A 16,800-nucleotide genomic window follows, 5' to 3' on the forward strand; every position below is an offset into this window, starting at 1 on the left:
TATCGTCAGGCTCGTGACTGCAGGCTCTTCATCGGCACGCTCACCACGCAACTGACGCTCTCGACCCGGTAGTCGATGGCGACCCGTCCGCCGCCCATCCCGCGCTCGATCAGGCGCGAGCCGAAGCCCTTGCGGTCCGGCGGTGCGACCGGGGGCCCGTCCCGCTCCCGCCAGTCCAGCCGGAACTCGGCATCCTCCCCGTCCCCGGTCACGCTCCAGTCGAGGTCGACACGGCCGGCCGCAGTGGAGAGGGCTCCATACTTGGTCGCGTTGGTCGCGAGCTCGTGCAGCACCAGCCCGAGCATCAGCGCCGCGCTCGGCCCGATGAACAGGTTCGGCCCGGAGATGTGGAACCGACCGGCCTTGTCCTCGTGCAGCGCAAGCGTCCCCCGCACGAGGTCGCGGACGTTGGCTGTCTCGGAATGCCCGAGCAGCAGCACGTCGTGCGCCTTGCCGAGACCGCGCGGCCCGACCGCATGGCGGTGCAGCACTACAACATCCGTCGCCCGGACGGCACCTTCGAGGAGCGGCACTGGCGGCCGCTGTCCGTGCCCGTGTCCGGGCCCGGCGGCGAGGTCGTCAGCCTGATCCACTACGTTGAGGACGTGACGGACGAAGTCGTCGGAGCCCGCACCGCGAAGACCGCGCTGACCGCGAGCGAGGCGCGCTACCGCGCCATCGTCGAAAGCTCCGTCGACTACGCCATGATCGCCACCGACCTCGACGGGACGGTCACCACCTGGAACACCGGGGCAGAGCACGTCCTCGATTGGACCGCCGCCGAGATGGTCGGAAGGAACGCCGACCGGTTCTTCACCCCGGAGGACCGCATCGCCCGCATCCCGCAGCAGGAAATGCACGGCGCGCTCACGGAGGGTCGCGGGGCCGACGAGCGCTGGCACCTGCGCAAGGGCGGAGAGCGCTTCTGGGCCAGCGGCGAGATGATGCCGCTCCGGGACGAGGACGGCGCGGTCGTCGCTTTCCTCAAGATCCTGCGCGACCGCACCCGTCAGCGGGAAACCGAGATGGCCCTGGAACGCCAGGGGGCCCTGCTGCGCACGGTCACCGACCACGTCAGCGAGGCGGTGTTGCGGCTCGATCCCGACGGGACGATCCAGTTCGCGAACCCGGCCGCCGAGCGGTTGTTCGGCTGGCCGGCGGAGGACCTGCGCGGCCGCAACTTCCACGACACCGTGCACCACAGCCACCAGGACGGGCGTCCGTTCCCGGCCGGGGACTGCGTCTTCGTCCGGGCCCTGCGCAACGGGACCCGTGTCGCGTCCGAGCCGGCCGTGTTCTTCCGGAGGGACGGCAGTCCGGTTCCCGTCGAGTGCAGCAGCGTCCCGTTCCGGCTCGGGGAGGAGGCCGCCGGGGCGGTGATGACCGTCACCGACGCGACCGAACGCAGGCGGGCCCGGGAACAGCAGCAGGTGGTCAACCGCGAGCTTTCCCACCGCATGAAGAACGTGCTCGCCGTGGTGCAGGCCATCGCCGCCCAGACGATGCGCAACGCCGCCGACCTCGCCTCGGCGAGCGAGGCCCTCGCCGCGCGGCTGGTCGCGCTGGGCAGGGCGCACGACATCCTCCTCGACGAAGCGACGGACGGGGCGGAGATGCACGCGCTGACGGCGGCGGCGGTGGGCCTGTACGACAACCGCCTGCCTGGGCGCTTCGCACTGGACGGCCCGGCACTGGCGGTCGGAGAGGCCGCCACGGTGTCGCTCACGCTCGTGCTGCACGAGCTCGCGACGAATGCGGCCAAGTACGGGGCGTTGTCGACCGCGGAGGGGTCGGTCTCCATCGCGTGCACCGTGACGCGCGACGGCCTGGAGCCCACGTTCCGCCTGACCTGGACGGAACGGGGCGGTCCCCCGGTGCTGCCGCCCACCCGCAAGGGGTTCGGCTCCCGCCTGATCGCGCGGGGTCTGTCCGGCGGGAGCGTCGGCCGCGTCGAGACGACCTACGAGCCGGGCGGCCTGGCCTGCGTCCTGACCGCGCCGCTGGCCGAGGTCGAGGAGCGATAGGCCCTCGCCGCCGAGCTCCTTTCGCCCCGATAGGTCTTGAGCCGACGACGTGGTTCGCGCCCCTCGACGTGGCCAGGCCCCGACTTCTCGACCTCGGCTGAAACTTTCCGGACCTCGCCACCGTAACGAGCGAGGTCCAGGCACGGCGCGGAAAGCGGTTTCCGACGCCCGACGGGTTGCGCGCGGATCGCGCCCTTGTTGATTTATCCTATAAGACTCAGGAACTTAAGGGAATTTCATCTCTTGGACCCGAACTGGGAGGCGGAGCCCTCCCATTCCAGGAGACATCCCATGAAGATCACCACCCTCGCGCTCGCCGCCTCGGTCCTCGGCGGCCTCGCGCTCGGAACCGGCGCCGCCTCCGCCGCCCCGATTGGCCCGAACGGCCTTCAGGCCGCCCCGGCCGGCATTACCCAGGTCCGCATGAGCAGCAGCGAGCGCATGATGATGAAGAAGCGCATGATGCATAAGAAGATGATGAAGCGCCGGATGATGAAGAAGAAGATGATGATGAACCGCATGTAAGCGGTCCCTCGGGAGGCGTGGGCCGGATTTCGGCCCGCCCCCTTTCTGTTTTCGGAAGGCGACGCTTGCCCCGTACTTACCTCACGCGCACCGCTCCCGACACGGCGGAGGTCGAGCGCCGCCGATTTATGTTCCGGCACCCCGCCGTCATCCGGGTCACGCACTGGGTCAACGCCCTATGCCTGCTCGTCCTGCTGATGAGCGGCCTGCAGATCTTCAATGCCCATCCCGCCCTGTACTGGGGCAAGGTATCGACCTTCGACACGCCCCTCATGGCGATGTCCCAGACCGAGGACGACCCGCCGAAAGGCGTCACCACGGTCCTGGGCCGCACGTTCGACACCACTGGCTTGCTCGGCTCGTCCGACGGCGCCGACGGCGAGCCGGCCGACCGCGGTTTTCCGTCGTGGCTGACCCTGCCAAGCGACCAGGACCTCACCGGTGGCCGCTCCTGGCACTTCTTCTTCGCCTGGGCCTTCGTCCTGAACGGCGCCCTCTACCTGCTGTACGGGCTGTTCAGCGGCCAACTCAGGTTCCGGGTCGTGCCCCAGCGGGATCAGGTCAGGCACTTCGCAGCCTCGGTGCGGGAACACCTGACCCTGCGCTTCCCGCAGGGCGACGAGGCAAAGCGGTACAACGTCATCCAGAAGCTGACCTACGCCGTGGTGCTGTTCGTGTTGCTGCCGGTGCAGGTGCTGGCCGGCCTGGCGATGTCGCCGGCGATGGATGCCGCCTTTCCCTTCCTCCTGACCCTGTTCGACGGGCGGCAATCGGCGCGCACAGTCCATTTCGTCGTGGCGGCCCTGCTGGTCCTGTTCGTCGTCGTCCACGTCGCCCTGGTCGTGCTCTCGGGCTTCTGGAACAACATGCGCGGCATGCTCACCGGCTGGTTCGTGATCGAGCGCAAGGTCGAGCCGGCCCCTGCCGCGGACGGTACGGGAAGCGCCCCATGAACCGCCCGCCCAGCCGCCGCGCCCTCCTGCTCGGCGCCACCGCTGCGGCCGGCACCGCGATGCTCGGCGGCTGCGACCGGCTCGGCGAGGCCGAGTGGTTCCGACGCACGCTCAAGACGGGCGAGGACGCCAACCTGTTCGTGCAGCGCCTCCTCCTGACCGAGCGCACGCTGGCACCCGAGTTCCCCGAGGCGGACATCTCGCCGTGGTTCAAGCCGAACGGCACCGAGGACCCGCCCGACAAGGCGTACAAGGCCCTCGCGAGGCGCAAGTTCGCGACCTACCACTTGGAGATCGACGGGCTTGTCGAGACGCCGCTGAAGCTCTCGTTGGCTGAACTCCGCAAGCTCCCGTCGCGCACGCAGGTCACCCGGCACGATTGCGTCGAGGGCTGGAGCGCCATCGGCAAGTGGACCGGCGTGCCCCTCGCAGACCTGCTTGCCCAGGCCCGCCTCAAGCCCCAGGCACGCTACGTCGTGTTCCACTGCGCCGACACGATGGATCAGGGAGACGACGCCGGCACCGACGCGGACGATGCAGACGCGGCGCCGTCCGGCGGAAACGCCAACCCCGCGATGACCAGGCAAACGGGCGGCGGTGAGGACAAGCGCGATTCCGGCGGCCAGCAGGCCGCGGACGCCGAGCCGGCCACCGAGCCGGTGCGCTACTACGAGAGTGTCGACCTGGTGGACGCGTTCCACCCCCAGACCATCCTCGCCTACGAGTTGAACGGGAAGGCCCTGCCGGTGGCGAACGGCGCCCCCCTGCGCCTGCGGGTCGAGCGCAACCTCGGCTACAAGCAGGCGAAGTACGTCATGCGCATCGAGGTGGTCGAGAGCTTCGCCAACATCGGCGAGGGCAACGGCGGCTACTGGGAGGACCAGGGGTACGCCTGGTACGCGGGAATCTGAGAGGGAGACGTAAGCCGGCCACATCGAGGACCTGACCGGACGGGAATGGCCGGCGGACACGTGCCGCGGCGCCTCGCCTGTCCGCCACGAGGTGCGGCGCCTGAAACTTCGATCCCCCAGGCCTCCTTTGGTTGAACCGTCAGGATGCCGTGGCGGGCGATGCGGCATTGACGGTGCCCGATACGGGCAGCCGGAACAGGAAGGTCGTCCCCCGGTCGACGGCGCTCCTCACTCTCAGCACGCCGCCCTGGCGCTCCACGAGATCGCGGCACAGCAGCAGGCCGAGCCCACTTCCCCGCTCCCCCGCCGTGCCGTTCGTCGTCGTCCGCCGGTCCAGCCGGAACAGGTCGTCGACCTTGCCCGACGGCATGCCGACTCCCGTGTCCGTGACCGAGATCTCGACTTCGTCCCCGTCGCAGTGGCCCGAGACGGAGATGGTCCCGCCGGGCAGCGTGAACTTGACGGCGTTGCCGACGAGGTTGCGCAGCACCGTGGTGAGCATGTCCCGCTGGGCGAGGACGACGATCCCGCCGCAGGAGGCTTCGAGCTTCAATCCCTTGTCGGCGGCGGCTTCCGCGGCGCCGTGCACAACCTCGGCGGCCACGGCGGCGAGGTCGACGTCGGTCAGGGTGACCGCCATCGTGTCCATCTGCAGGCTCGCCCAGGAGAACAGGCTCTCAAGCAGGGCGTAGGCCTGCGTCGCCGCCTCGTGGATGCCCTTCGCCCGGCGCTCGATGGATGTCGGGTCGCGCGCCGCGACCGCCTTGCCGAGCACCTCGGAGAGGCCGAGCAGCGCCTGGAACGGGTTGCGCAGGTCGTGGGCGATGATGGAGAACAGCAGCGACTTCTGCCGGTTCAGGGTGTCCAGTTCGAGGGACTTCGCCTCCGCCTCGCGACGCGACGCGGCGAGCTCCGCCTGGAAGGCCTGCCTGGCCTCCGCGTAGCGGATCGCACGGGCCAGGCCGGAAGGCGTGACCTCCGCCTTGTCCAGGTAGTCCAGCGCGCCCGCCCGCATCAGCCGCGTCGCCAGGTCCGGGTCGGCCTCGCCGGTCAGCATCAGCACCGCCCGCGCTTGCCCCTCGGCCGCCAGCAGGGTCCTGAGCAGCGCGAAGGTATCGATGCCCGGCAGCCGGTAGTCGAGCAGCACGCAGTCGAAGGTTTCCGTCGTGGCGAGGCGCAGGCCCTCTTCGCCCCCGGACGCCTCGGCAAGGGTGTGCGCGAGGCCGGACTTGGCGAGCGCCCGCCGGACGGCGGCCCGGTCTACCGCGTCGTCGTCGATCAGCAAGATGCGGGTCGGGTTCGTCACCGGGGTGGCTATGCCGGGAACTCGACGACCTTCCAGTAATGCTCCAGCAGCGCCACCGCCTCCATGAATGTGTTGGCCGGATCGCGCTTGACGATGTAGCCGGCAACGTTGTGCCCGTAGGCGCGCATCCGGTCCTCGTCGGCCTTCGACGTGGTGATCATGAACACCACCGCCGAGCGCAGGTCGTCGTCGGCGCGCACCGCTTCCAGGAACTCGATGCCGTTCATGCGCGGCATGTTGAGGTCGAGAAGGATCAGGTGCGGCTTGGGCAGGCGCTCATGACCGTTCTCGCCGCGCAGGATCTCCAGGGCCTCGATGCCGTCGCGGGCGACGGTGATCGGGTTGCCGATCTTGCTCTTCTTGAAGGCGCGCTTGAGGCCCTGGACGTCGACCTCGTCGTCGTCGACCAGCAGGATGTTAACCGTCGAGCCCATCCGTCCGCCCCTTCCCGCCGTCGAGCGGCCATGTGAAATGCACCGCCAGGCCGCGACCGCTCGGCCCGTCCGCGAGCCAGACCTTGCCGCCATGGCGGTCGACCAGCTTTCGCACGATGGCCAGCCCCATGCCGCTGCCCTCGACCTCGTCGCGAGGCTTGAGCGTCTGGAACATGCCGAACACGCGCTCGCGGAACTGCTCAGGGATGCCCGGTCCGTCGTCAATGACGGCGAACTCGACCACGTTCCCCGAAAGCTTCGCCTCGACCTTGATGCGTCCCTCTGCCGGCCGGTCGTGGTGCTTGATGGCGTTGCCGATCAGGTTCTGCAAGGCTTGCGTCAGCGGTGCCCGGGCGGCTTGCATGGTCGGGAGGGAGTCATCCGCCGTGATGGTGAACCCCTCAGGCGGGCTGACCAGGACGGCGAGTTCCTCGACGAGCGCCTTGGTGTCGATCCGGTCGACGGCGGCCTCGCCGCGTCCCGCCCGGGAGTAGGCCAGGAGGTCGTCGAGGAGGCTGTCGAGCCGCCGCACCCGGCTCTTGAGCAGCTCCATGTTGGTCCGGACGTCGCCGGTCAGCGCCCCTTCCAGGTCCTCCTCGATCCACCCGACGAGGTTCTCGATTCCGCGTAGAGGGGCTTTCAGGTCGTGCGAGGCGACGTAGGCGAACTGCTCCAGTTCCTCGTTCGAGCGGCGCAGGTCGATGGCGTGGCGGGCGAGCCGGCGTTCCATCCCCTTGCGCTCGGTGATGTCGGTGTTGGTCCCGAACCAGCGCAGGATGGCTCCGTCCGGTCCGCGGTGGGGAGCGGCGAGCGACAGGAACCAGCGGTACTCGCCGTCGGCGCCGCGCAGCGGGAAGGTGTCCTTCCACGGCTCGCCGGTCCGGAACGCCTCGCTGATGCGCTCCACGACGCGCTCGACGTGATCCGGGTGGTGGACGTCGCGCCAGCCCCAGCCCCGCATCTGCTCGATGGTGGTGCCGGTGTAGTCGTACCAGCGGCGGTTGTACCAGATGATGTCGCCGCCCGGCTCGGCGACCCAGGCCATCTGGGGCAGCGCGTCCGCGAGGGCGCGGAAGTCGTCCGCCGTGAGGTTCGCGGCTCGCTCCACGCAGTCTCTCCCTTGTCGATGGTTCGGCGGGGACGACGACGCCCGCCCGCTTCGTCGAAGCTTGGCGCCCCATGTCGTGACAAAGCGGCGGCGGCAAGGCCCGCCGTAGCGGGACCGAATTGACTGGCCATGGTCACGTCGACATCCCCGCGGCAGCGAGCCCGGAGACTGAGGCAGCGAAGCGACGCGGATCGGGATGCACGACGGGGAACGCAGTATGATCCGCCGCCTGCTGGACGAGGCCGTCGGGCGCGAGGTCCATGCCGACGCCCTGGTGGACCTGGCGATGCGCAGGCCCGGGGACGTGCACGTCCCGACCCTGCGTGTGCTGGCCCGCAGCCAGCGCATCCGCGCCATGGAGTTGCGCGGCAATGCGGCCGCCCTGCTCCGGGGAGCATTTGCCGGCGGACAATCCGAACGGGGATGACGGACGCCTGCCGCGATTCGGGCAGGTCGGCCATGGCTTCGCCCGGGCGCGGCATCGCAGGTCGGCGGTCCGGGTCACGGGCGTTCTCGACGAGGCCCGCGGGCCGGTATCGCGTTCGCGCGAACGGCACGCCTGACGTCCTTCCGCGGCGCGCCTCAGGTCCGGGCCGCCCACGGCGCGGACGGCTGGCCGGAGGGTTCGAAGGCCACTTCCGGAACAGACCCAACCTTCGCGCCGGTTGGACGGCATCCCCGGATCGACGCGCCTCACCGCACGGCGGCGGGCTCATGGATCGGGCAGCCGTTAAAGCGCTGCCGGAACTCCGCCGAGTGCCTGTAGGGCGCGTTGCGTGCGCGGTTGACGTTGCCGAGTGGCCGGTGCGCCGCGAGCCCGGTCCAGACCGCGAACCGCATGCGCTCGTCCACGGCATCGACCAGCGCCGCGTCCCAACTGTCCTGCGGCCGGGCGGTGATGGTGGCCACCCGCTGGAACGGCGTCTCCCCCTCGTCCCACGGCACCGTCGGGTCCTCCACCGGCTGGCGTTCAAGGTCGCGGCAGAGCTGCACCCGGAATTCCCAGACGCCCTCGATGCCGGCCATTTCCGACCGTACGGTCTCGCGGATCGCGTCCGGGCGGCCGGAGGCGTCGATCTCGGTACCGGTCAGCGCGGTCAGCGCCGGAGCGACGGGGGCGACCGAGAACTTGGCGATGTGGTCACCGTACCGGAACGGGGTGACGCTGTAGTAGGTCTCGCCAAGCGGGTCGACGTTCGGCGCGCCGCCGAGCGAGCCGAGCGTCGGGCTCTCGATGCCGACCGCCGTGAGCGCCTTGTTCACCCCGCGCAGCACGGTGGAGGCGGCGACCTTCACGCCCTCGATCCGATCCGTGGTCTTGGCCAGCAGCTTGAGGCTGCCCAGGAACTTCTCGGCGTTCGGCGCCTGGAAGACGGGGCCGTTGACCATGACGAAGTCCTGGCTCGTCCCTTCCGCGTCCGGCAGGCGCTCGCCGGTCACGTCCAGGACCTTCAGCGCGAGGCCGCGAGGCAGCGAAACCGCATCCGGGAGGATGTCGCCGGCGTTCGTCGACATCCGCATGTAGACCTTGTGCTCGCCCGGCGTCGCGAACAGCCCTTGCGCGAGCTCGGGGGGAAGCCCCGCGTCGATTGCCAGCGTGCCCTCAAGGATGCCGTGCGACTTGGCGTGGACCGAGCGGACGGCGTGGCCGGAATCCTTCGCGACCCTTTCCAAGATGGTGTCGAATGTTTCGTTGAGCTGCTCGATGGTCCGGTCCTCGTCGGGCCTCATGACCTCGACGTCGGGGCTGTAGCGGACGGGTGCTTGCAAGGTCTGGCGTCCTTCGTTCGTCCCTAACAGAACCGGTCGAAGCATGCGACGTTCCGGATTGCGCCCCATTCAATCGCTTGTGAACGACATTGGGAACGCCGCGTTGCCGGCATGCTTTCCCCACGGCGGCCCTGGCTGGGTTTGCTGTCCCGAGACCTTGGGGCGGGGCGGGAACGGAACGCGTTCGGCTCACCTGCCGGCCGAGGCGCACGGGAGAGACCGGCATGACCTACCTTCGCTACACCCCCGACATCGAGCGGCCAGCCCCGGACGAGCAGGAGACCATCGACGGCATCATCCAGGGCATGACCCAGCAGTCGCAGGTGGTCGAGAAGCGCGAGCATCACGCGGTCCGCGCCAGCCACGCCAAGAGTTCCGCCTGCGTGACGGGCGAACTGACGGTCGCCTCCGGCCTGCCGCCCGAACTCGCCCAGGGCCTGTTCGCCACCCCGGGGACGTACCCTGTCGCGGTACGCTTCGCGCAGGGGCCCGGCGAGACCCTGGGCGACAGGGTCTCGACCCACCGGGGCATGTCCATCAAGGTCTTCGGGGTGAGCGGCGAGAAGCTGCCGGGGCACGACGTCGACACCCAGGACTTCGTCCTCGCGACCGGCACGACCTTCCCGTCGGGCACGGCGGCGGGGTTCCTTCGCGACGGCACGGTCATCGGGAAGTCGACGGGCCTGCCGGAAGGCATCAAGAGCACCGTCTCCGCCACCGCCCGCAACCTCAACCGGGCGCTCCATGCCTTCGGTAAGGAGAGCGCGATGGCCGACTTCTTCGGCCACCCGTTCAGCCACCCGCTCGCCGACAGCTACTTCAGCCAGGCACCTGTCCGCTACGGGGACCACGTGGCCAAGCTGGGAGCCGTGCCGGACGGCGAGGCGCAGCGCGCCCTGGCCGAGTGGCGGCTGGACCCGCACCAGGACGAGGACGGCTTCCGGCATGCCACGGTCGCCTTCTTCCGGGACAACGAGGTGGTGTTCGAGTTGCGGGCGCAGCTGTGGGCGGACGCCGAGAAGCAGCCCATCGAGGATGCCTCGGTCGACTGGCCGGTCTCGATCAGTCCCTACCGCACGGTGGCCACGGTCCGCCTGCCACGCCAGGACGCTTATTCCACCATGCGGGTTCGCTACTTCGACGAGGTGATGACCTTCCGCCCCGCGCACAGCCTCGCGGCTCACCGACCCCTCGGTTCGGTCATGCGGGCGCGCCTCCAGGTCTACCGGACGCTGAGCGAGTTCCGCCATCGCGAGAACGGTGTGGCGGAAGAGAACACGGGCTGCATCAACGACATCCCGGCTTGAGTGACCGTGCCGTCGGCGGCCTGCCATGGGCCACCACGAGTCAGGGAGCGATGGATGCGCGAGCAGTAGGACGGAGTCGTGGTCGAGTGAGACTCCGCCGAGGTGGAGCCGGGCATGTGGCTGGACTACGGCATCGCGTGCGAGGGCCAAACCCACCGTCGTGCTGGTCCACGGCTGCCCGGAGATCTGCCCCGACTATGACCGAGAAGAGTGGCCAATTGTCTGTAGAGCATTGGAGGCGGGGAAAAGCGAACCAACCCCTTCGGTATTAGAAAGCCCATTGCTGGCTACAACAACAGCGAGTGACGGTCGGATCACAACTCCATCACTCAGCGACTTGCGCGCCTGATGATAGCTCGAACCTGGCATCCTTGACGATTTCTCATCACATCCATGCGGACCAATGCGTCATCGGCAACGATGAGGGCGAAAGCGGCGCTTGGACGGGGTCGATCATAGAGGATGTGGAGGTCGAGGTAGCCAAAGGACCCCGTTATTGCCTCTCTGAAGATGAAGCTCACGATTGCGTCTGGCCGCGCCCCCACGGTGCCGGTTGCTGAAGGACAGCCAATAACCCGGCGTTTTCTAGAGCCCATAGGTACACCGATCTCATGTCCTCAGGTCGTACCTGACGTGTAAGCCGGGGGAGGCGGGAGAACGACATCGACCCGACGGGATTAGCCGACCAAGACATGCCCGACTCGGGTGCTTTAAAATCTCGACTAGGGAGGGATCATGAACGCCGAACCCGCATCGAACCTGCTGCGGCGCCCCGGTCCGCCCGAGCCCGTCCCTCACGTCGATCCACCCCGGGCGTCAGACCCGCGCTTCTCCGAGGTGGTGCCCCACCATGCCCGCCTCGTCTCGCTCTACGACCAAGCAATCTTCAGCGAGGGGCCGACTTGGTGGCCGGCACGGGGCATATTGGTCTGGTCCGATGTCGAGGGGCGCCGGGTGCTTGGCTGGCACGCCGACGGCTGTGTGCGGGTCGTCATCGACGCCACCCCGTTCATCAACGGCAACACGGTCGACCGAGACGGCAACCTCGTCCATTGCGAGCACGGCAATCGCCGCCTGTCGCGCACGAGCCCCGACGGACGATACGAAGCGCTCGTCGAGACCTACGAGGGCCGCCGCTTCAACGCACCGAACGACGTGGTCTGCGCCGCCGACGGCGCCCTCTGGTTCAGCGATCCCGCCTACGGGCTGCGGTTACCCAGGCAGGGAGTGTTGGCCGCGTCCGACCTGGGCCATCACAGCGTCTACAGATTCAACCCGGCGGACGGCTCCGTCAGGCGCATGACCGACCTCGGCCAACCGAACGGGCTGGCCTTCTCGCCGGACGGGCGCACCCTGTACGTCAGCGACACTTCACGGACTGAGGGCGGCGACGGGCACACGATCCACGAATACGCGGTCGTGGATGACCAAACGCTAGGCGAACCGCGGGTCTTCGCCGAGATCGAGCCCGGTGTGCCGGACGGCTTCCGTGTGGACGATCGAGGCTGGATCTGGACGAGCTCGGAAGCAGGGGTCCAGGTCCTCTCCGCGGAAGGGCACCGTCTCGGACTGATCCCGACGCCCCAGGTGTGTTCCAACCTCTGCTTCTCCCCAGAGCAGCAACGGCTGTTCATCACGTCCAAACAGCACCTGTATGCCCTGGACCTCGCCGCCCGGTAGATCGGGATGAGATCACGGCATCGTCAGAACGCTTCGGAAACTCCTCGGAACCTGGGTTCTCACGCGAGGTTGGCCTCGCACGAAGGAAGCCGTGTGCCGGTACACGCAGACTCCATCCCATGCCGCCCCCGACCACGTTCGCCAAGCGGGCGGCATCAATACCCATTCCCGAGGACCCGCCATGGCCGAAGCCGTCGCCGACTTTTTCTGGAAACGCCTGGCCGAGTGGGGGGTGAAGAAGATCTTCGGCTATCCCGGTGACGGCATCAACGGCCTGCTCGGCGCCCTCCAGCGCAACGACCTGCCTTTCGAGTTCATCCAGGTCCGGCACGAGGAGATGGCTGCGTTCATGGCCGCGGCCTACGCCAAGTTCACCGGTGAGGTTGGCGTCTGCATGGCAACCTCCGGGCCCGGTGCGACGCACCTGTTGACCGGGATGTACGACGCCCATCTCGATCACGTCCCGCTTCTCGCGATCTGCGGGCAGCAGGCGCGCAACGTCAACGGCGCGCACTACCAGCAGGAGTTCGACCTCACGAGCGTCTTCAAGGACGTCGCCGCCTACGTGCAGCAGGCGTCCTCGCCCGCGCAGGTCCGCCACATCGTCGACCGCGCCATGCGGATCGCCAAGGCCGAACGGAAGGTTTCGGCCATCATTCTGCCAAACGACCTACAGGATGTTCCCTACGAGGCGCCCGTGCGCAAGCACGGCAATACCTTCTCGGGCGTCGGCTACACCGCGCCGAAGGTCGTGCCCTTCGATACCGATCTGCGTCGCGCCGCCGACGTGCTGAACGCCGGCAAGAAGGTCGCGATCCTGGTCGGTGCGGGCGCGCTGCATGCCACCGATGAGGTCATCGCCGTCGCCAACAAGCTTCAGGCTGGTGTCGCGAAGGCCCTCCTCGGCAAGGCGGCTCTCCCCGACGACCTGCCTTTCGTGACCGGCACCATCGGCCTGCTCGGGTCCAAGCCCTCATCGGACATGATGGAGGATTGCGATACCCTCCTCATGGTCGGCTCCGGCTTCCCTTGGGCTGAGTTCCTGCCGAAGGAGGGGCAGGCGCGTGGCGTGCAGATCGACATTTCCCCGGAGATGCTGTCGTTGCGCTATCCCATGGAGGTGCCGCTGTGCGGCGAGTCCGCCGAGACCTTGCGTGCCCTGCTCCCCCTGCTCGACCAGAAGAAAGAGGGCGGCTCCTGGCGCACCGGCATCGAGAAGGGGATGGTTTCCTGGTGGAAGGAGGCCGAGGACCGCGCGATGGCCAAGGCCAATCCGGTCAACCCGCAGCGCGTGACATGGGAACTCTCGCCGCGCATGCCCGAGCGGGCGATCATCACCTCGGATTCCGGCTCCTGCGCCAACTGGTTCGCCCGTGACCTCAAGATGCGCCGCGGCCAGATGTGCTCGCTATCCGGCGGTCTCGCCTCCATGGGTGCCGCGGTCCCCTATGCCATCGCCGCCAAGGTGGCCCATCCCGACCGGCCGGTGATCGCCCTCGTCGGAGACGGGGCCATGCAGATGAACAACATGGCCGAGTTGATCACGGTCTCGAAGTACATGCACCGCTGGTCCAACAAGACCTGGATTTGCTGCGTGTTCAACAACGAGGACCTGAACCAGGTGACCTGGGAGCAGCGGGTGATGGAGGGCAACCCCAAGTTCGAGGCGAGCCAGACTATCCCGAACGTGCCCTATCACAAGTTCGCAGAGCTGATCGGCCTCAAGGGCATCTACGTCGATGATCCCACCCGGATGGGCGCGGCCTGGGACGAGGCGCTCGCGAGCTCGGTGCCGGTGGTGCTGGAGGTGAAGACCGACCCCGAGGTGCCGCCGCTGCCGCCGTTCTTCACGCTCCAGCAGGTGCAGAACTTCATGTCGATGCTCGGCAAGGGCGATCCGAAGGAGCGCCATCTCCTCGTCGACACTGCGCGTCAGGTGCTGAGTTCCGTCCTACCCGGCAGCAAGTAGGACGGCTTCCACGGCATGCGTGACGATCAGGGGATCGGAACGGTGCGGGCGCGGGCCTTCACCGTTCCCACCGACGCGCCGGAGGCGGACGGGACGCTCAGTTGGGACGAGACGACCATCGTCGTCGTCCATGTCGAGGCCGGTGGTGAGACCGGCCTCGGCTACAGCTACACCGACGCAAGTATCGCGCGCTTGATTGTAGGCACGCTCGCATCGCGTCTTACCGGGTTGTCCGCCTTCGACATCCCGCGGGCCAATGCCGTGCTGTGGGGCGCCGTGCGGAACCTCGGGCGCTCCGGGCTCGCCGCCACGGCGATCTCGGCATTGGACACCGCCTTGTGGGACCTCAAGGCACGCCTCCTCGACGTATCCCTGGCAAGCCTGTTCGGGCAGGCGCGGGAACACGCGGAGATCTACGGAAGCGGCGGCTTTACGAGCTACGACGACCGGCAGTTGCGCGAGCAGCTTGCCGGGTGGGTCGAGCGGGATGGCTGCCGGGCGGTGAAGATGAAGGTCGGCAGCGCTCCCGAGCGCGACCCGGCGCGCATGGCGGTCGCAAAGGCGGCCATCGGCAATGCACGCCTGTTCATCGATGCCAACGGCGCCTTTACACCGAAGCGCGCCATCGGCGCCGCGCAGGTGGCGGAGCGGTTCGGCGTCATATGGTTCGAAGAGCCCGTGTCCAGCGACGATCCCGCGGGTATGGCTTACGTCCGTGCCTCTGCACCTGCCAGCATGGAGGTCGCCGCGGGTGAGTACGTCTATACCCTGGACGACTTGCGTCGGCTGCTCGACGCAGGGGCGGTCGATGTGGCCCAGGCGGACGTGACCCGTTGCGGCGGCTATAGCGGCTTCCTGAAGATGGCGGCCCTTTGCGAGGCGGCGCATATCGACCTCTCTGGTCACTGCGCCCCTGCCCTGCACCTCCCGGTGGCCGTTGCTGCCCCCCGCTTCAGACACCTCGAATGGTTCCACGACCACGCCCGCATCGAGCGGATGCTGTTCGACGGGGCACCCGTGCCGCACGATGGCGTGATCACCCCCGACCTGACCCGGCCGGGCCATGGCCTGATCCTCAAGACTCGGGACGCCGATGCCTATGCCGTCTGACCGCGCCTCCCGACCGCCGAGACGACGCGCCGCCAGCGTCAAACGTCGTGTCGCACCCGTACGTGTCGAGGCCGCCGTCCACCCGGTGGTGGTCCTCGCCGCGGTGGCGGCGGGGGCCGGTCTGCTGACTTGGTTCGCCGCCGGGCGCTCCAAGCCTCTGGGGCTTGCCGCCGGCGGTCGCAGCTACAGCTCACGGGGGCACGATGTCACCGCGAGCGCGGCGCAGCGCCTGAACCACGCCTCGACGATGCTCGCCGCCTCGGTACTGTTCGATTCCGGCCTGGAGCACTACCGCGGCCAGTTCTTCAACCGGGCGATGTACACACCCATCGTCGTGTCCAGCGTCACCCTCGCAGCATCCCTGCACGGGGCCGGCGACACCGACACCGGTAGCTCCCGCGTCCGGCACGCAGTGCAGGCGCTCGCCGGCCTGACAGGGCTGATCGGCTTCGGTTTCCACGCCTACAACGTCGGCAAGCGCGAGGGCGGCTACTCCTTCCAGAACCTGTTCTATTCCGCCCCCATCGGCGCGCCGATGGCGCTGACGCTGGCCGGCGTCCTCGGGGTCGTCGCCGAACGCGTGCGCGACGCCGACCCTGACGAGCCCCACCTCGCCGGTCTATCGGCCGGACGTTCCTTGGCAGTCGCCACGGCGGGCATGCTCGTCGGCACGACTCTGGAGGCTGGGCTGCTTCACTTCCGGGGTGCCTTCCAGAACCCGGCGATGTTCGTTCCCGTCACCCTGCCGCCGCTCGCCGCCGCCCTTCTCGTCCGGGCCGCGACCAAGCCGGAGGGAGCGAGCCAAGCTACCGCCAAGTGGGGGATGTGGGCGGTGTCGGCGATGGGCGTCGGCGGCGTCGCCTTCCACGCCTACGGCGTCGCCCGGATGATGGGCGGCTGGGCCAATTGGCGCCAGAACCTCATCGACGGGCCGCCGCTGCCGGCCCCACCTTCTTTCTCCGGTGTCGCGCTCGGGGGGCTCGCGGCCCTCGAACTCATCGAACGCAGCCGCATCCGCTTTTGACCCCAAAGGATCCCATGCGTTCGAGACTGGACCTTTATCCGGGCTACGACGTGCTCGCGAAGCGCGACGGCCCGTCCTGGAACGCCAAGACCCGCGAGGTTTTGGAGAAACGGCTCGCCATCGGACCGGAGACCCGTCGCTTCTTCGACGAGGTCGAATGGTCGACGATGACGGCGCTGGCCGAGCGGATCGTCCCGCAACCCGCCGACCGGGCGGATCCGGTTCCGGTGGCCGCCCTCGTAGACCATAAGCTCGCGACCGATACCCGCGACGGCTACCGCAACGCCGAACTGCCCGGGGAGCGCGAGGCATGGCGCCTGGGACTGCGGGCCCTCGATAGCGAGGCACGGGCACGGTTCGGGGCACGCTTCCACGAGCTCGGCGCCTGGGCGCAGGACGAGCTTTTGAAGCTGGCCGAGAAGGGTGACCTGGATAGCGCTGTCTGGGAGGGCATGCCCTCGAAGCTGTTCTTTCACCAGCGCATCCTCGCCGACGTGGTGAAGGCGTACTACGCCCACCCCACGGCCTGGAACGAGATCGGCTGGGGCGGGCCGGCGAGCCCGCGCGGCTACGTCCGCATGGATTTCGACCGCCGCGACCCCTGGGAGGCCGCCGAGGCCAAGCCTGGCCGCGAGGACGAGGCCTACCAAGAGAACCTCCGGGTCGGCCGATAAGGATA

16 protein-coding genes are annotated in these 16,800 nt (G+C 68.5%); 11 read left to right on the forward strand and 5 right to left on the reverse strand.

Features of this window, described 5'->3' with window-relative positions; all coding sequences use genetic code 11:
• Positions 1 to 5: 5 nt before the first annotated feature.
• Complete coding sequence (locus tag BLQ49_RS07905) at positions 6 to 491, reverse strand: sensor histidine kinase (RefSeq protein WP_167627659.1); 486 nt, start codon at positions 489 to 491, stop codon at positions 6 to 8.
• Between BLQ49_RS07905 and BLQ49_RS07910 the strand changes: the two genes are divergently transcribed.
• The 4 genes from BLQ49_RS07910 to BLQ49_RS07925 all read left to right on the forward strand — a co-directional run bounded on the left by BLQ49_RS07910 (position 444) and on the right by BLQ49_RS07925 (position 4,413).
• Complete coding sequence (locus BLQ49_RS07910; protein ID WP_167627660.1) at positions 444 to 2,024, forward strand: PAS domain S-box protein; 1,581 nt, start codon at positions 444 to 446, stop codon at positions 2,022 to 2,024. The genes BLQ49_RS07905 and BLQ49_RS07910 overlap by 48 nt on opposite strands.
• Before the next feature lie 291 nt (positions 2,025 to 2,315).
• Positions 2,316 to 2,549 carry a hypothetical protein gene (locus tag BLQ49_RS07915; protein WP_091714781.1) on the forward strand — a complete coding sequence of 78 codons (234 nt, stop codon included), beginning with the start codon at positions 2,316 to 2,318 and terminating at the stop codon, positions 2,547 to 2,549.
• Positions 2,550 to 2,677: 128 nt separating this feature from the next.
• Positions 2,678 to 3,502, forward strand: coding sequence for a cytochrome b/b6 domain-containing protein (locus BLQ49_RS07920; RefSeq protein ID WP_091714783.1), 825 nt, complete (start codon positions 2,678 to 2,680; stop codon positions 3,500 to 3,502).
• Positions 3,499 to 4,413 carry a molybdopterin-binding protein gene (locus BLQ49_RS07925; protein ID WP_091714785.1) on the forward strand — a complete coding sequence of 305 codons (915 nt, stop codon included), beginning with the start codon at positions 3,499 to 3,501 and terminating at the stop codon, positions 4,411 to 4,413. The genes BLQ49_RS07920 and BLQ49_RS07925 overlap by 4 nt, the downstream gene beginning before the upstream one ends.
• Positions 4,414 to 4,552: 139 nt before the next feature.
• On the opposite strand, the gene BLQ49_RS07930 is transcribed toward BLQ49_RS07925, so the two are convergent.
• From BLQ49_RS07930 to BLQ49_RS07940, 3 genes are read right to left on the reverse strand one after another with little or no spacing between them, the layout of a single operon-like run.
• Positions 4,553 to 5,719, reverse strand: a complete 1,167-nt coding sequence (locus tag BLQ49_RS07930) for a hybrid sensor histidine kinase/response regulator (RefSeq protein ID WP_091714787.1) — start codon at positions 5,717 to 5,719, stop codon at positions 4,553 to 4,555.
• A gap of 8 nt (positions 5,720 to 5,727) precedes the next feature.
• Positions 5,728 to 6,153 (reverse strand): response regulator, encoded by a 426-nt coding sequence (locus tag BLQ49_RS07935; protein ID WP_091714788.1) that lies wholly within the window; start codon positions 6,151 to 6,153, stop codon positions 5,728 to 5,730.
• Positions 6,137 to 7,261, reverse strand: a complete 1,125-nt coding sequence (locus BLQ49_RS07940; protein WP_091714790.1) for a sensor histidine kinase — start codon at positions 7,259 to 7,261, stop codon at positions 6,137 to 6,139. The genes BLQ49_RS07935 and BLQ49_RS07940 overlap by 17 nt, the downstream gene beginning before the upstream one ends.
• Positions 7,262 to 7,478: 217 nt before the next feature.
• On the opposite strand from BLQ49_RS07940, the gene BLQ49_RS07945 reads away from it, so the two are divergent.
• Positions 7,479 to 7,688, forward strand: coding sequence for a hypothetical protein (locus BLQ49_RS07945; RefSeq protein WP_143012224.1), 210 nt, complete (start codon positions 7,479 to 7,481; stop codon positions 7,686 to 7,688).
• Positions 7,689 to 7,954: 266 nt separating this feature from the next.
• Here the strand turns inward: BLQ49_RS07945 and BLQ49_RS07950 are convergent, their stop codons facing one another.
• Complete coding sequence (locus BLQ49_RS07950) at positions 7,955 to 9,076, reverse strand: catalase family protein (RefSeq protein ID WP_091714793.1); 1,122 nt, start codon at positions 9,074 to 9,076, stop codon at positions 7,955 to 7,957.
• Between the two features lie 179 nt (positions 9,077 to 9,255).
• Here BLQ49_RS07950 and BLQ49_RS07955 point away from each other — a divergent pair, with 179 nt between their 5' ends.
• From BLQ49_RS07955 to BLQ49_RS07980, 6 genes are all read left to right on the forward strand, one after another.
• Entirely contained in the window at positions 9,256 to 10,338 is a 1,083-nt protein-coding gene (locus BLQ49_RS07955) for a catalase family protein (protein ID WP_091714795.1), read from the forward strand.
• A gap of 735 nt (positions 10,339 to 11,073) precedes the next feature.
• On the forward strand, positions 11,074 to 12,018 hold the full coding sequence (locus BLQ49_RS07960; RefSeq protein WP_091714797.1) for an SMP-30/gluconolactonase/LRE family protein: 945 nt from the start codon (positions 11,074 to 11,076) through the stop codon (positions 12,016 to 12,018).
• Between the two features lie 181 nt (positions 12,019 to 12,199).
• A complete protein-coding gene (locus BLQ49_RS07965) occupies positions 12,200 to 13,987 on the forward strand; it encodes a thiamine pyrophosphate-requiring protein (protein ID WP_091714799.1) in 1,788 nt (595 codons plus the stop codon).
• Between the two features lie 15 nt (positions 13,988 to 14,002).
• Complete coding sequence (locus BLQ49_RS07970; RefSeq protein ID WP_091714801.1) at positions 14,003 to 15,097, forward strand: enolase C-terminal domain-like protein; 1,095 nt, start codon at positions 14,003 to 14,005, stop codon at positions 15,095 to 15,097.
• The gene (locus tag BLQ49_RS07975) at positions 15,087 to 16,121 is read left to right on the forward strand and encodes a hypothetical protein (RefSeq protein WP_208859023.1); all 1,035 of its coding nucleotides are present in this window, start codon (positions 15,087 to 15,089) and stop codon (positions 16,119 to 16,121) included. The genes BLQ49_RS07970 and BLQ49_RS07975 overlap by 11 nt, the downstream gene beginning before the upstream one ends.
• Positions 16,122 to 16,135: 14 nt before the next feature.
• Complete coding sequence (locus BLQ49_RS07980) at positions 16,136 to 16,795, forward strand: gluconate 2-dehydrogenase subunit 3 family protein (protein ID WP_091714802.1); 660 nt, start codon at positions 16,136 to 16,138, stop codon at positions 16,793 to 16,795.
• Positions 16,796 to 16,800 lie beyond the last annotated feature (5 nt).

The organism is Methylobacterium phyllostachyos (assembly GCF_900103445.1).
Lineage (GTDB): Bacteria > Pseudomonadota > Alphaproteobacteria > Rhizobiales > Beijerinckiaceae > Methylobacterium > Methylobacterium phyllostachyos.